The organism is Paenibacillus sp. FSL R5-0407 (assembly GCF_038009185.1).
GTDB lineage: Bacteria > Bacillota > Bacilli > Paenibacillales > Paenibacillaceae > Fontibacillus > Fontibacillus vini.
This window is the reverse complement of record NZ_JBBPAX010000003.1, coordinates 25,296-39,374: the sequence shown is the minus strand read 5'-3', so window position 1 is coordinate 39,374 and position 14,079 is coordinate 25,296. Positions and strand designations below refer to the sequence as shown.

At 48.3% G+C, this 14,079-nt stretch carries 21 protein-coding genes; 17 read left to right on the top strand and 4 right to left on the bottom strand.

Annotated elements, in window-relative coordinates; translation table 11 throughout:
• The 3 genes from NYE70_RS25960 to NYE70_RS25950 form a co-directional block, all read left to right on the top strand.
• On the top strand, positions 1-309 hold a 309-nt coding region (locus NYE70_RS25960; protein ID WP_341049089.1), incomplete at its 5' end, for a phage holin family protein.
• A complete protein-coding gene (locus NYE70_RS25955) occupies positions 306-920 on the top strand; it encodes a glycoside hydrolase family protein (RefSeq protein ID WP_341049088.1) in 615 nt (204 codons plus the stop codon). The genes NYE70_RS25960 and NYE70_RS25955, both read left to right, overlap by 4 nt.
• A 190-nt stretch (positions 921-1,110) precedes the next feature.
• Entirely contained in the window at positions 1,111-1,458 is a 348-nt protein-coding gene (locus NYE70_RS25950) for a hypothetical protein (RefSeq protein WP_341049087.1), read from the top strand.
• A gap of 73 nt (positions 1,459-1,531) precedes the next feature.
• Here the strand turns inward: NYE70_RS25950 and NYE70_RS25945 are convergent, their stop codons facing one another.
• The 4 genes from NYE70_RS25945 to NYE70_RS25930 all read right to left on the bottom strand — a co-directional run bounded on the left by NYE70_RS25945 (position 1,532) and on the right by NYE70_RS25930 (position 4,376).
• A complete protein-coding gene (locus tag NYE70_RS25945; protein ID WP_341049086.1) occupies positions 1,532-1,771 on the bottom strand; it encodes a hypothetical protein in 240 nt (79 codons plus the stop codon).
• A gap of 289 nt (positions 1,772-2,060) precedes the next feature.
• Positions 2,061-3,290 (bottom strand): tyrosine-type recombinase/integrase, encoded by a 1,230-nt coding sequence (locus NYE70_RS25940; protein WP_341049085.1) that lies wholly within the window; start codon positions 3,288-3,290, stop codon positions 2,061-2,063.
• Positions 3,291-3,361: 71 nt separating this feature from the next.
• Complete coding sequence (locus tag NYE70_RS25935) at positions 3,362-3,751, bottom strand: hypothetical protein (protein ID WP_341049083.1); 390 nt, start codon at positions 3,749-3,751, stop codon at positions 3,362-3,364.
• Positions 3,744-4,376: a LexA family protein gene (locus NYE70_RS25930; RefSeq protein WP_341049082.1), complete on the bottom strand. Its 633-nt coding sequence runs from the start codon at positions 4,374-4,376 to the stop codon at positions 3,744-3,746. Before NYE70_RS25930 ends, NYE70_RS25935 begins: the two co-directional genes overlap by 8 nt.
• A gap of 195 nt (positions 4,377-4,571) precedes the next feature.
• Between NYE70_RS25930 and NYE70_RS25925 the strand changes: the two genes are divergently transcribed.
• The 14 genes from NYE70_RS25925 to NYE70_RS25860 all read left to right on the top strand — a co-directional run bounded on the left by NYE70_RS25925 (position 4,572) and on the right by NYE70_RS25860 (position 13,895).
• On the top strand, positions 4,572-4,820 hold the full coding sequence (locus NYE70_RS25925) for a helix-turn-helix transcriptional regulator (RefSeq protein WP_341049080.1): 249 nt from the start codon (positions 4,572-4,574) through the stop codon (positions 4,818-4,820).
• Positions 4,798-5,091, top strand: a complete 294-nt coding sequence (locus NYE70_RS25920) for a helix-turn-helix domain-containing protein (protein ID WP_341049079.1) — start codon at positions 4,798-4,800, stop codon at positions 5,089-5,091. Before NYE70_RS25925 ends, NYE70_RS25920 begins: the two co-directional genes overlap by 23 nt.
• Entirely contained in the window at positions 5,084-5,260 is a 177-nt protein-coding gene (locus tag NYE70_RS25915; protein WP_341049078.1) for a hypothetical protein, read from the top strand. Before NYE70_RS25920 ends, NYE70_RS25915 begins: the two co-directional genes overlap by 8 nt.
• On the top strand, positions 5,253-5,519 hold the full coding sequence (locus NYE70_RS25910) for a hypothetical protein (protein ID WP_341049077.1): 267 nt from the start codon (positions 5,253-5,255) through the stop codon (positions 5,517-5,519). The genes NYE70_RS25915 and NYE70_RS25910 overlap by 8 nt, the downstream gene beginning before the upstream one ends.
• A 291-nt stretch (positions 5,520-5,810) precedes the next feature.
• Positions 5,811-6,092 carry a hypothetical protein gene (locus tag NYE70_RS25905; RefSeq protein WP_341049076.1) on the top strand — a complete coding sequence of 94 codons (282 nt, stop codon included), beginning with the start codon at positions 5,811-5,813 and terminating at the stop codon, positions 6,090-6,092.
• A 21-nt stretch (positions 6,093-6,113) separates the two neighbouring features.
• Positions 6,114-6,275, top strand: a complete 162-nt coding sequence (locus tag NYE70_RS25900; RefSeq protein ID WP_341049074.1) for a hypothetical protein — start codon at positions 6,114-6,116, stop codon at positions 6,273-6,275.
• A 75-nt stretch (positions 6,276-6,350) separates the two neighbouring features.
• A complete protein-coding gene (locus tag NYE70_RS25895; protein WP_341049072.1) occupies positions 6,351-6,605 on the top strand; it encodes an AbrB/MazE/SpoVT family DNA-binding domain-containing protein in 255 nt (84 codons plus the stop codon).
• Between the two features lie 31 nt (positions 6,606-6,636).
• Complete coding sequence (locus NYE70_RS25890; RefSeq protein WP_341049070.1) at positions 6,637-7,008, top strand: replication terminator protein; 372 nt, start codon at positions 6,637-6,639, stop codon at positions 7,006-7,008.
• Between the two features lie 24 nt (positions 7,009-7,032).
• Entirely contained in the window at positions 7,033-7,743 is a 711-nt protein-coding gene (locus tag NYE70_RS25885; RefSeq protein ID WP_341049068.1) for a hypothetical protein, read from the top strand.
• A 69-nt stretch (positions 7,744-7,812) separates the two neighbouring features.
• Entirely contained in the window at positions 7,813-9,150 is a 1,338-nt protein-coding gene (locus NYE70_RS25880) for an AAA family ATPase (RefSeq protein ID WP_341049067.1), read from the top strand.
• Positions 9,150-10,232 carry an ATP-binding protein gene (locus tag NYE70_RS25875; RefSeq protein ID WP_341049066.1) on the top strand — a complete coding sequence of 361 codons (1,083 nt, stop codon included), beginning with the start codon at positions 9,150-9,152 and terminating at the stop codon, positions 10,230-10,232. The genes NYE70_RS25880 and NYE70_RS25875 overlap by 1 nt, the downstream gene beginning before the upstream one ends.
• 24 nt (positions 10,233-10,256) lie before the next feature.
• Positions 10,257-10,799, top strand: coding sequence for a hypothetical protein (locus NYE70_RS25870; RefSeq protein WP_341049065.1), 543 nt, complete (start codon positions 10,257-10,259; stop codon positions 10,797-10,799).
• 10 nt (positions 10,800-10,809) lie between these two features.
• The gene (locus NYE70_RS25865; protein ID WP_341049063.1) at positions 10,810-12,390 is read left to right on the top strand and encodes a DEAD/DEAH box helicase; all 1,581 of its coding nucleotides are present in this window, start codon (positions 10,810-10,812) and stop codon (positions 12,388-12,390) included.
• 5 nt (positions 12,391-12,395) lie between these two features.
• Complete coding sequence (locus NYE70_RS25860) at positions 12,396-13,895, top strand: DNA cytosine methyltransferase (RefSeq protein ID WP_341049061.1); 1,500 nt, start codon at positions 12,396-12,398, stop codon at positions 13,893-13,895.
• Positions 13,896-14,079: the final 184 nt, after the last annotated feature.

Genomic DNA, 14,079 nt, shown 5'->3' with positions numbered 1-14,079 from the left:
AAAACAAAAACGGTTAGCAGCGACATTATGTTTTGGGGCGGCGTTCGAAAGGGGGTCGTCATCTTTGTTGTCGGTCTGGCTGCACTGGTCGACGCTTGGATCCAGCCGGGTATGCCTTTATTCAGGACGGCAGCAATCTTCTTCTACATCGGACGTGAAGCGCTATCTGTGGTGGAGAATTTCGGGGTCCTGGGTGTTCCGCTTCCGGACAAGATTAAAGATTTCCTGCTGCAACTTAATGAGGACAAAGCGAAGAATAACCCGGCCAAGCCGGAACATCCGAATAATCAAACAGGGGATGGTGTATGATGGTACGCAAAATTTCACAGGTCGGTATCAGATTGATCCAGAACTTTGAAGGTTGCCGCCTGACTGCTTACAAGCCTGTCCCGACCGAGAAATTCTGGACCATCGGCTGGGGCCACTATGGAGCCGACGTTAAACCAGGAATGGCCATAACGCAAGCAAAGGCGGATAGCATGCTGATAAACGACTTGGCCAAGTACGAAGCTTATGTGAATGACCCTGCTTACGTACCAGTGACTAAGCAGCTCAATCAAAATCAGTTCGATGCGTTGGTCAGCTTTTGTTACAACTGCGGAGCTGGCAATCTCCGTACCCTATGCAAAGGACGTACAATCACTCAGATCGCTCAGAACATCACCAAGTATGACAAGGCTGGCGGACTTGTGCTGGCGGGATTGGTGCGCAGGCGGAAAGCCGAGTTAGAGTTATTCAATAAGAAAGAGGAGCCTGTGCCTTTAAGCGATAAGGTAACTGTGATCGTCAACGGCAAGAAGGTCGATGACGGCAAGTTGATCGATGGAGTAACCATGGTACCGCTTCGGGCTGTCGGTGAGGCGCTTGGAGCGGTAGTGGATTGGGATAATATATCTCAAACGGCAACTGTTACAAAGTGACTGTTTACAAATTGTACCAAGTGATATAATCTATAGTCAACATATCAGCTACCCTGCCGATATGCAATCCGATAGAATCGGTAGAAAAGCCCACTGGCCTTTTGGTCGGTGGGCTTTTTTTTATTGTTGATAAGAACAAGTGTTCGTGCTAGTATTGAGGTACATTATTATTAGTGGGGGAGTGATAACTATGACAGCAACCGGAAAAATTGCTGTAAAGGCCCGATTTAGTGAAGTACCTAAAAGTACGAAGAGAAGAATTTTTCAAATGATCGACAAGGCCTTCCTGAATAAAAATAAGAGATATCAATTTACTGACGAAAACAAAATAAGTTATTGTGTATCATTTGAAGAAGGGAAATTACTTGTATCGGTGGTTGATGATCTTCCTTATCCCAATGCAAGCATTTTACCAATGTTAGTTGATCGATTTGGAGAACCCACTATGAAATATGCGAAGCCTCATAGGTTTGATCCTAAAGCGACGTTCTTTGTAATGTGTTGGGATGATTTCTTCAACAAAGGAATTGTCCATTAATAGATAGGACCGATATAATAGCATAAAAACAATCAAAAAGACCACGGAGACGCTACTGCCGTGGTCTTTTCATCTATAATTCGATTTCTTCCCATCCCGGAGGTAACGGATCAGGCTCGCCTGGTTCCAGATGCTCAGGCTTAATGATTATTAAACACGCCTCATAAATATCGACTAATACTCCTATGGTTTTCGGCCCGCCTTCGAAAGTCCCGATCGTTATTACTTTTCCTTTACGGCCGCCGTAGCCATTTGGGTGGTCTCTGATAACGTGGACATCTATTCCCGGCCTAATATCTTCAATTCTCATCATTTACTCCTTTCTCCTATGCCCCACAGCGGGACTATGGGGCAAAAAAGGGGCATATGATTTAAAGAAATTGATCGTTCTTGATACTTCTTGATCAACATGTATATATTGATTTGCTGTACTTATAGGTTTTTTGCTATTATAGACGCATGATGATTTGCCGTGATGCCAGCCTTCCAAGCTGGTAGCGTGGGTTCGATTCCCATCACCCGCTTTGCAATTTGTAAGACTTGAAACCCTTGTGCCGCAAGGGTTTTTTGTTTGCCCGTTTTTCGACAAAGCCCCGGCCACTTTATGCATATGGGGCAGATCGTGGGGCAAATTTAGCCAGTTTCGGATTAAGGTCCTCCAGTTGATCAGCTGCAGCTCTACTGATGGTATCCGACTTGTGCGTATAAATATTTGCGGTTGTATCCATTTTGACATGGCGCAATCTCTCCTGTATCGTTTTGAGATCCGTACCTGATTCCCTAAGCAACATCCCTGCGGTGTGTCTTAGGCCGTGAAGCTTTACGTGTGGCAGCTCGTTCTTTTCAAGAAACTTGCTCCAGGTCCGCGTCGGGGTAGAGGGGTAATACATAACACCGTTACCGCTGTGGAAAATATACTCTTTGGATCGGCCTTGCCAGTCCTTGCAATTCAGCTTCTCTTTCACCCAGTCCCGGCGGTAGGTCTTTAGATCTTCCATGTACCATTTTGGCATGGCAACCCAATCCTCGGATTCTTCTGTTTTGACTTCGCCCTCTATTTTGTTACCTTCCTTATCGAGAGTGATTTGTTTATCGATCCAAATAGCACACCGCTCGTAATCCAAATCTGCCCACTCAACGGCCAAGAATTCGCCCCGTCTAAAGCCCCCCATCATCACCCCAGTGAAATATAACCTCCACCTAACCGGAAGGGCGTAAAGGGATAGCAGGAGCTTCTCAACTTCTGCTCGGGTGTATGCTTTCTTCTTGGAACGAATTTCTTTTCTCTCTCTCTTGCTCTGGCTGGGGCGTTTAACTCCATCCATTGGGTTGTTCTTGATCACACCCCAAGCGAACGCAGAATCAAAAATGCTCTTGGCAGCCTTAAAGATATTCAGCTTCGTATTTGTTGCTAAAGGTAAGCCGCTTTTAAGATTCTTTAAGTTAGCTAACCAAGTAACGAGCTGAAGCGTAGTTATCTGATCTAAGCGCGTATCTCCAAACTCAGGAATAAGACGTGAATTGATTATCTCCATCGTGTTGAGGATCGTTTTACCGCCCATGTTTTCATCTGCGTAACTCTTCTCCCAAATAGGCACAAAATCTTTAAAACTGATCTTCTCGCTGCGCTTCTTACTGGTTGCTTCCCCAGAAAGGACTTTCTCCTCCCAGCCAGCAAGTTCGACAGCAAGCCATCTCTCGGTTTTCCTAGTAGACTTTACAATGTCATCGGGCACGTAAACCACCGTGGACTTTTTGGGCTTGGAGACTTTGGATGGATCCCGTTCAACGAGCCGATATTTATTTCCTCCTAGATGTTCTTTCCATCCCATTTCCATATTCACCTCCTTTCAGGAACGTATGTTCTATTTTGGGCCGAAGAAAAGCCTTGCCCTGGCAAGACCTACTCTATGTCAAAAAGATTAAGTAGATTTAAGTGAGTAGCCAAAGCAAGGTCTGACATTTTGATTATGAATTGCTCAATTCCAGTTATTTTAAAGCTCGGCGAGAATTTTCCACTCTTAATGTCGTAAAGACGTTCTTTCACGAATGGCGTATAAATCCCCACATGATCAGGATATATGGTATGGGTTACGAGTTCAGTATGCAGTAAGGAAAGACTAACAGTATCATCATTGATTTCTACATAATCCATTCGTTCGAAGGGTTGTCGGAGATTTATGTATAACGTTTCTTCGGACCAATCAAATTCCCCGCAAGATGGACGAACAATAAGAGCAACGGGAACGTTAAATCCCTCTTCATAGGTGTATACGACTTTTAGATCATACATCAAACTCTACCTTTACCACTTGTCCCTGGATCATGACTTCATCGATCGGGTAGCTTTTCGGTGGGATGTGTCTGTTTGCTGCTTGCAGAATCACATTGTCATTATCATAAAACACCCTTTTTAATGTGCCCTCGTCCCCGTTTACTATAACGACACCAATCTTGCCGTGCTGACAGGTCCGCTGCTTCCGGACTAATACTCGCATCCCCTCCGCGATCCCTTCCTCGATCATGGAATCACCCTTAACTATTAGAAAAAAGTAATCTCCATCAGAAACGCTATCTTTTGCTACAATTTCATATCCGATAATGTCCTGTTGAGCAAGGCTATTGTATCCTGCTCTAATCTCACCATAGATAGGAATCTGAACCATCTCCACTGCTGTCATGTCGATATCAAAAACTGCGCTTGGGTTAATCGTGTCGTCTTCTCTTCCAGTTATATAACCTAAGGGTTTTGAAAAGTAGTCGGCTATTATCTGCAAAGATTTTACCTGAGGATTCTCAGTTCGTGAATTGAGAATCTGAGTAAGGGTGGTGTACGGAATGCCAGTTTCCTTGGCTAACTTATAACGGCTAATTCCGTGGTCCTTCATTAACTTTTCGATTCTTTCAGGAATACTCACGACATTTGATCCTCTCTAATTATATCTCGTTTGAGTTATAACTCAATAAAGTCATAATAAATCGATATTATTAGCTTTGTCAAGGATTTTTAAGAAAAAAAGAGAGAATGAGTGATTTTATTACTCGAATGAGTTATAACAAGGTTTGAGTATATCTCATATGAGTAATACTATGTATCCAGGAGGTGGTAAAACGTGGGCGTTAAGATCGAAGAGAACATGCTTCGTTTGTTAGAAGAGAGAGACTGGACCGTGTACAGGCTTTCAAAAGAAAGTGATGTTGCAGTCTCGGCACTTTATAATATTGCATCCGGCAAAAAGAAGGCGCCGAATGTTGAAACTGCGGTTAAGATCGCTAATGCTTTTGGTGTTTCTCTTGATGAGCTCGTTCTTGGGAAAAAAGAGGGGTGTGACTGTCACGATGGATACAACAACCTTCATTGAAGCGCTACGGTCCGACATCAAAGCTAATCTCCGCGAGGAAATCTTAGCCGAGTTACAACCGGAAATCACCCGTCGTTTATACACCAACATATTCGATACCGCTGAAGCTTGTCAATATTTAAAAGTTTCGATAGCTACACTGCGGCGAATGGTGAAGGGCGGAGAGGTTCCATATTTTCGGCAGCGTGGTCAGCTTTATTTTCGACAACAAGACTTGGACAAGCATATAGCTTCGAAACTTGAAGAAAGGAAGGTGACAAGCCATGAATAACAAACAGCGCGAAGTAGTCGACCACTGCGCCAACGAGGAATGCGGCGCCGAAATATACTTCGGACAAGCGGTCTTCCAGGTCGGGCATGAACTGGTTTGCAATGGAGCCTGTCTGGTCCAAAAGTTGAAAGCCAGGACGGTGATCGCGGGGAGGGATAAAGTTGTTTGATCGCATTAAGTGCCTAATCGGCAAGCATGATTTTTCCCGGGTGGTAGCACAGGGGTTGAGCATTGAAGTCCGCGAATGTTGGAACTGCGGAGCGCATCTTAACACCCACCATGGTTTACAGCAGGCCTTTGTATCTCCTCCGACGTCATCCCTGTATGAGGAGCTTAAGCAGCAAGCAGAATTGGAACTCTTCAAGGGTCACGTTTCGATCTATCCGCTTAAAAAGGATATGGCCGCCGCCGGAGGAGCTGCGGAGTAGACACATATAGCGAAGGAGAAAAATCTATGAAGCGAGTACGGGTCGTAAGCGACTATACATCCTTGGATGAACCCAATGTGTTGAATCTAATACGTGACGATCAAGGGGATATACACATCAGCATGGTTCGAAATAGTGATTCTGAACGTGGTGTACGAGTTGCTGTTTCGGGAACTAGGTATTCTCATAAAGTTAGAGAAGCGTTGTATAACCTAGTCCAAGCATTGGAGGATGAAGACATTTAGTTGTGACGCAGTACGAAAAAAGTGCGCCAGAGAGGAGGACGAGCCAATGACTGGGATCTGCGAAATGACGGAAGAACAAAAGTTAGAGTATGGATTTGTAAAACTGACGGAATTTGATCTTAGCCGCATCGGTTATAAAAGACGGGCACCACAGAAGGTACTTATCGCAAAGCGTTGTGAAGCGTGTGGCGAACGGCACACTTCAGTGAAGCTTCAAACCTTATCGCAAAAGAATAGAACGGTTGGTAGGACAATGGCTCTTCTGTGCTATGAATGTGGTGAGAATAACTTAATTGGTAGAAGCATTATAAAGGGCTGGCTGGAATGATCTTGAGAGGAGGTGAACAGTTTGCCTAATGTGGATCTGCTAATCCGCAAATTAGAACTGATGCGGATACGCTGGGGCATTAAAAATGGCCGGGTGTGGTGTTGCGACGAAGCAACAAAGGATGGAGCGCTGTGGTGGCTCGATCGGGAGATTGAAGCTCTAGAAAACGAAAATGCAGCCTGATCGGGGTAGGAGCCGACAGACTGCACAAACAAACATATTCTACGGCCAGTATAAGCTGGCGGAAAGGAAATTGCAATGAAAAGTACTGGAATCGTTCGTAAGGTGGACGAGCTTGGCAGGGTAGTTATCCCGAAGGAGCTCCGCCGGACGCTCGGGATCGCCGAGGGGGATCCGCTTGAAGTCTTTGTGGATGGGGAGCGGATCATCCTCCGGAAGTATCAGCCAGGCTGTAGCATTTGCGGCAGCGTAGACAAAATACTTCGGGAGTATTACGGCAAGCCAATCTGTATCGAATGTATTTCTCAAATCGCAGATCTTCTGCCTAAGTAATCATACTTTCATATTTTAGGAGGGCTCGTTCATGAGCAAGAGCGTTGAAATCAAATTAGAATCACTGGCAGATGGTAGCATTTCTGAACGTTTCAATCAGGAATTACAAAAGGTCCTGATCAATATCGCTGATCCTAACACGGAGGCTAAGACCACCCGCAAGATCAATATCTCGCTGACGATCAAGCCGAATGAAAACCGAGAAATGGCGGAAGTATCTATCAGCGCAACAAGTACACTGGCTCCGGCCAAAGAAGTACTGACCACGATCATCATGGATCGGGACAATGAAGGCAAGCCAGCGGCGGCAGAACTCAAGTCCGGACAGCGCGGCCAGACTTTCATTGATAATGACGGGGACGTTGCAGACGATACAGGCCACAAGATTAAGCGCATTTATTAATCAATTTATAGGAGGAATTCATTCATGTTTAATCGCGAATCACTGGAATATCTATCTAAACAAGGCCGGCCTGAAGTGCTTGAGATTAACGGTCAGAAATATGCTACCCATCAAGTTTATAAGGTCTTGGCGCCGACTCCTGCCCCGCTCGTTGTTCGCAACCTTTCCGGACTGGTCGACTATTTGAAATCAGAATTTGACGCCGAGGCCCCGCTCCTGGTACATGTCCTCAGTCCGGAAGTCGTATCCGTCGTTTCTTCTTATAACTCCGATTATCAACGCAAGGAGATTATCAGAGCAGAGGCAATGATTCCAGCGTTCCGGTATGAATCGTATTACGATGTTGAAAGCTTTAACATCAAACTGCAATCGGGTTTTGTCGAAAACGAAGACCGTACGAAACTCTTGAAAGTTGTCGGCAACATCAAAGAGGAAGCTGTACGGCAAGTCGGTGATGATGGTGTATCTCAATCCGTAGTAGCCAAGACAGGCGTCGCTACCGTAGACGACGTAAAGGTTCCTAATCCAGTGTTGCTGGCCCCGTATCGGACATTCGTGGAAGTGGATCAGCCGGAATCGTCATTCGTATTCCGCATGAAGGACGGTCCTTCCGCGGCACTTTTCGAAGCAGATGGTGGCGCATGGCGTAATGATGCGATTGAAGCAGTATCTAATTACCTGGCCGAGGAATTGTCGGATCTGATCGAAACAGAGCGTATCGTCGTTATTGCTTAACAGAAGCGAATAGGGTGGCCTTAGCGTCACCTTTTACTCAAATAACCTTGTAAATAGGGAGGTTTACACGTGATAAAAATCAATAAATTGGAAGTTGAAAATATTAAGCGCGTGAAAGCTGTTAAGATCGAGCCGACCAACTCCGGTTTGACGGTCGTAGGCGGCCGGAACGGCCAAGGCAAGACAAGCGTCCTGGACGCCCTTGCTTGGGGGCTCGGGGGCAACAAATACCGACCGTCTCAGGCCGAGAGAGAAGGTTCCGCAGTTCCTCCTTACCTTCATATTACTTTGTCCAACGGTCTTATCGTGGAGCGGAAAGGGAAGAACAGCGACCTGAAGGTCATCGACCCTAACGGCCAGAAAGGCGGCCAGCAGCTCCTGGATAGTTTCGTGGAAGAACTGGCAATCAACCTGCCGAAGTTTTTGAACGCATCCAGCAAGGAGAAGGCAAACATCCTTTTGCAGATCATCGGGGTTGGTCAGCAGCTTCATGAGCTGGAGGTTAAGGAACAGGAGATTTACAGCCGCCGGCATGCCATCGGCCAAATCGCGGACCAGAAGGCCAAGTTTGCGAAGGAGCAGCCTTATTTCCCGGACGCACCGAAGGAACCGATCTCGGCATCGGAGATGATCCAGCAGCAACAGACCATCCTTGCTCGGAACGGCGAGAACCAGCGCAAGCGGCAGCGGCTGACACAGATTCAGGCAGAGTACGCCAGCCAAGGGCAAGAAATCGAACGCATGCGCTCACTGCTGGCCCAGGCAGAGGCAAAATACGCTCAACTCGGCACGGATTTGCAGATTGCACAGAAGGACGCCATCGACCTGCACGACGAATCAACAGCTGAGCTGGAAGCCAACATCCGGCAGATTGATGAGATTAACCGGAAGGTCCGGGCGAACCTGGACAAGGACAAGGCGGAAACGGACGCCAGCGATTACCGGCAGCAATACGATACTCTTACAACCGAGATCAACGCAGTACGGCAACAAAAGACGGACCTCCTGACGAACGCGGATTTGCCGCTGCCAGGATTGTCAGTTGAGAATGGTGAGCTGCTTTATAACAGCCAGCGCTGGGACAACATGAGCGGCGCTGATCAACTTAAGGTCGCCGCGGCCATCGTTCGTAAACTCAAGCCAGATTGCGGTTTTATCTTGCTGGACAAGCTCGAACAGATGGATATGGACAGTTTGAATGAGTTCGGCGCTTGGCTGGAACAGGAAGGCCTGCAGGCAATTGCGACCCGGGTCAGCACCGGGGAAGAATGCAGCATTATCATCGAGGACGGCTATGTTGCCGGTCAGGAAGGTATTCAGCTTCAAGATCCGCCAGGAGAGATTGATCCAGGTGAAGGATGGAACGCTCCTGAACCTGCGCCATCTTGGAAAGCAGGTGAGTTCTGATGTTCGAAATCGTGAGCGGAAAAGTTCAGAAAGCAAAGAAGGTTGTCGCCTATGGTCCCGAGGGGGTTGGTAAGTCTTCTCTCGCAGCTCAATTCCCCCGGCCTATATTTATCGATACTGAAGGATCTACTACTGAAATGGACGTTCAGCGTCTACCGAAGCCCTCAAGTTGGGAAATGCTCAAACAGCAGGTTCAATGGGTCAAGCAGCAAGGCAACCGTTTCGGAGCACTTGTTATAGATACCATCGATTGGGCTGAGATGCTGTGCGTAGAAAGTGTATGTGCAACTCACAGCAAAAACGGTATTGAGGATTTCGGCTACGGCAAGGGATATATCTTTGTCGCGGAGGAAATCGGCCGTTTTCTTAATCTGCTTCAAGATTTAGTAGAAGTCGGTATTCATGTTGTTCTTACTGCACATGCCCAAATCGTGAAATTTGAACAACCAGACGAGATGGGAGCTTATGATCGGTATCAACTGAAATTGGGAGCAAAGACTGGCAGCAGAACCGCGCCCCTGGTCAAAGAGTGGGCCGATATTGTTCTCTTCATCAATTACAAGACGTTCAGCGTGGCGACTGATAAGGATGGTAAGAAGAACAAGGCCCAAGGTGGTGCGAGGACCATGTACACTACGCATCATCCAGCATGGGACGCGAAGAACCGCCACGGCCTGCCAGACGAGCTGCCGTTGGAATACAGCCGAATCGCTCATATCTTCAATCAGCCGGCACAAGGAGTCACCGCAACACCGACTCAACCGCCAGTGACAACACCACCGGCTCCGGCAAGTACGCCGCCCAGTGATTCAGCTCCAGCAGTCACGCAAACGTCAGCAGATGCGCAAAGCGGTCAGACGGCAGGTCTTAGCCCAAATATTCCGCAGTCATTGCGTGATCTCATGACGCAGTACCAAGTGACGGAGTCGGAAATCCAAATGGTTGTAAGTGTCAAAGGTTACTACCCACTTAACACGCCTATCGCCAATTATGATCCTAATTTTATCGATGGCGTTTTGGTAGGGGCTTGGTCGAAGGTATTTGAAATGGTTCAGGACGCACGGGAAAAAACACCGTTTTAATAAATCATTCAGGAGGAATTATACATGACTACTCAAAACAACATCGAACGAGAACTCGGATGGGAAGATACGATCCAGAAAGATGGAGGAGACTTCATACTCCTCCCAGCAGGTGATTATGATTTCACGGTGACCAAGTTTGAACGTGGGCGTTTTGCAGGTAGTGCCAAGATGCCAGCGTGTAATCAGGCTAAGCTTGAGATTACGGTGCATTCACCAGAACATGGCGATGTAGTTGTATTTCATAATTTGTTCCTTCATACGAAAACAGAGGGGTTGCTATCTAATTTCTTCGCTGGGATCGGTCAAAAGAAGAAGGGTGAGCCGCTGCGCATGAATTGGAGTGCTGTTGTCGGTGCTCGTGGTCGATTGAAACTGGAGATCAACAAATTCAAAGGAAACGACGGTCAAGACAAAACGAACAATCAAGTGAAATCATTCTATTCCTACGAAGAATTGAACCAGCAGCCACCCCAACAACAATACAACCAACAGCAGCAATATAACCAAGCTCCATTCCCAGGGGCTCAACAACAGGGCGGCGGATTTACTCCGGGTCAGTTTTAAGGGGTAGCCCATGGAACTTAGACCATACCAGCAGGAGGCACGTGAGAGCATCCAGTCGGAGTGGGAAAAGGGCGTACAGCGAACATTGCTTGTCCTTCCGACTGGCTGCGGTAAAACGATTGTCTTCAGCAAAGTAATTGAGGACCGGGTAAGGCTGGGCGAGCGTTTGCTCGTCCTAGCCCATCGCGGCGAGCTGCTAGACCAGGCAGCCGATAAGTTGGCACAGTCCACCGGATTAGGTTGCGCTACCGAAAAGGCTGAACAGACTTCCATTGGTAGTTGGTTCCGGGTAGTGGTTGGCAGTGTTCAAACGATGATGCGAGACAAGCGGCTGCAGAAGTTCGCCCCGGATTACTTTGACTCGATTATCATCGATGAAGCTCATCACTGTTTATCTGATAGTTATCAGCGAGTGCTGGCCCATTTTAAAGACGCGAACGTCTTGGGAGTCACGGCCACGCCGGACCGCGGCGATATGCGGAACTTAGGCAGCTACTTTGAGAGCTTGGCCTATGAATATACTTTGCCGAAAGCGATCAAAGAGGGATACCTTAGCCCGATCAAGGCCATGACAATTCCCTTAAAGCTGGATTTATCGGCTGTCGGTCAGCAGGCAGGGGATTTCAAAACGCAGGACCTCGGTACCGCTTTGGACCCTTACCTTGAATCGATCGCCGCGGAAATGTGGAAGGTTGCCAAGGATCGGAAGATTGTCGTCTTCCTCCCGCTGGTGAAGACCAGCCAAAAGTTCACAGAAATATTGAATCGTGTTGGCTTCCGGGCGGCCGAGGTAAACGGCGAGTCGCAAGACCGGGCGGAAGTGTTGGCCGACTTCGATGCCGGCAAATATAACGTACTCTGCAATTCCATGCTGCTTACTGAGGGCTGGGATTGTCCAAGCGTGGACTGTGTCGTCGTATTACGGCCGACAAAGGTCCGCAGTTTATACAGCCAGATGGTCGGGCGTGGTACCCGGCTATTCCCCGGCAAAGAAGAATTGCTCTTGCTCGATTTCCTTTGGCACACGGAGCGCCATGAGCTTTGCCATCCGGCGCATTTGATCGCTGAAAATGAGGAGGTCGCCAAGGCCATGACCAAGCAGATCGAAGAAGCTGGCGTCCCGCTCGACCTGGAAGCCGTCGAAAAGCAGGCCGCCGAGGACGTTGTCTCTGCTCGTGAGGAAGCGCTGGCGAAGCAACTGGAAGAAATGAAACGCCGGAAACGGGCGCTGGTCGATCCGCTTCAATTCGAAATGTCGATTCAAGCAGAGGACCTTTCAGGTTATGTTCCATCATTTGGTTGGGAAATGGCACCGCCGAGTGAAGCCCAAGTGAAGACGTTGGAAAAGCTCGGAATCATGCCGGATCAAATTGATAACGCCGGTAAGGCGACGAAGCTGCTGGAGAGATTGGACAAGCGGCGTTCCGAAGGGCTTACAACACCTAAGCAGATACGCTTCTTAGAAGGCCGCGGCTTTGAACATGTCGGAACCTGGTCATTTGAAACAGCTAAGCGCATGATTGACCGCATTGCAGGTAACGGCTGGCGCGTGCCGGAGGGCGTAAATCCTAAGGAATACCGTGGGGAGTGACATTCATGCGTGAGATCATCGTTGATAATTTCGCTGGCGGTGGTGGGGCGAGTACCGGGATTGAACTAGCTACCGGCAGAAGCGTGGACATTGCCATCAACCACGATCCTGCAGCTATTGCAATGCACCGCGCAAACCATCCAGATACTAAGCATTATTGCGAGTCGGTATGGGATGTTGACCCGAGAGATGCAGCTGCAGGAAGACCGATAGGGTTGGCGTGGTTCTCACCAGACTGCAAGCACTTTTCCAAGGCGAAGGGTGGAAAACCTGTAGAAAAGAAAATCAGGGGCCTTGCATGGATAGTGTTGAAGTGGGCTGGAAAAGTGCGGCCAAGAGTCATAATCCTTGAAAATGTCGAGGAATTCAAAACATGGGGCCCAGTACGAAAGGGCCGTCCTGTAAAAAGCAAAAAAGGCCAGACCTATGAGCATTGGAAGGCGCAACTTGAAAGCCTTGGATATAAGGTGGAGAGCCGGGAACTGCGAGCTTGTGATTACGGGGCACCGACGATTCGAAAGCGGCTGTTCCTCGTCGCCCGTCGGGATGGCCGCCGGATCGTCTGGCCGGAGCCGACGCACGGAGATCCAGCGAGCACAGAGGTCAAGAACGGGAAGCTTAAGCCGTGGCGGACAGCTGCGGAGATCATTGACTGGTCGATTCAATGCCCGAGCATCTTCGTGCGAAAGAAACCGCTGGCAGAGAACACTATGCGCCGGATCGCCCGGGGCATCCAGCGATTTGTGATCGACAACCCTGATCCCTATTTCGCCCATCGGGACAACGTGTGGAGAGCGGCATCGTTCCTGACCCAGTACCACTCTTACGACGACAGCGCTCGCGGCCAGACAATGAATCGTCCTTTGTTGACGCAGGATACCAGCAATCGTTACGGACTGGTTACGGCATTCATGGCGAAACACTACGGAGGCAATTATGCCGGTGCCGGAAACAACCTGCAAGATCCGCTGAGCACTGTCACCACGACAGACCACAATGCACTGGTCACATCACATCTGATCAAGCTCCGTGGGACTTGTGCGGACGGGCAGACGATCACCGAGCCTATGCCAACGATTACGGCCGGCGGGCTACATGTCGGAGAGGTCAGGGCTTTCCTGCTTAAGTATTACGGCAGCGCCGACAACGGCCAGCAGCTGGACGAGCCGCTTCACACCGTGACAACAAAAGACCGGTTCGGGTTGGTCACCGTCGAGGGTATCGACTACCAGATCGTTGACATTGGGATGCGGATGCTTGAGCCGCACGAGTTATTCGCGGCGCAAGGCTTCCCCGATAATTACATCATCGATGTGGATGCTGACGGGAAGAGGTACCCGAAGAGCGCTCAGGTTGCCCGTTGCGGAAACGCCGTACCGCCACCATTTGCCGCGGCCCTAGTTCGGGCAAACCTACCGGAAATGTGCGTGGGATCCGGAAAAGTTTTGACGTTGGAGCGTTACAAGGAAGCAGTCGGGGCTGGGCAGTTGGAATTTTCATTATAACTACCTTGTATCAATAATTACTTGAAACTATTTACTTAAAGAATATCCATTCCAATATTTTCGTAAGAATCCAACTGAGTGTTTCGTAAGATAGAAACTTTAATATTTTTTTGATTGCTTGTTTCCACTTTGTTGATGGTGCTTTCTTGTCATTAAAATACCAGTTTGATTTACCAATTCTCTT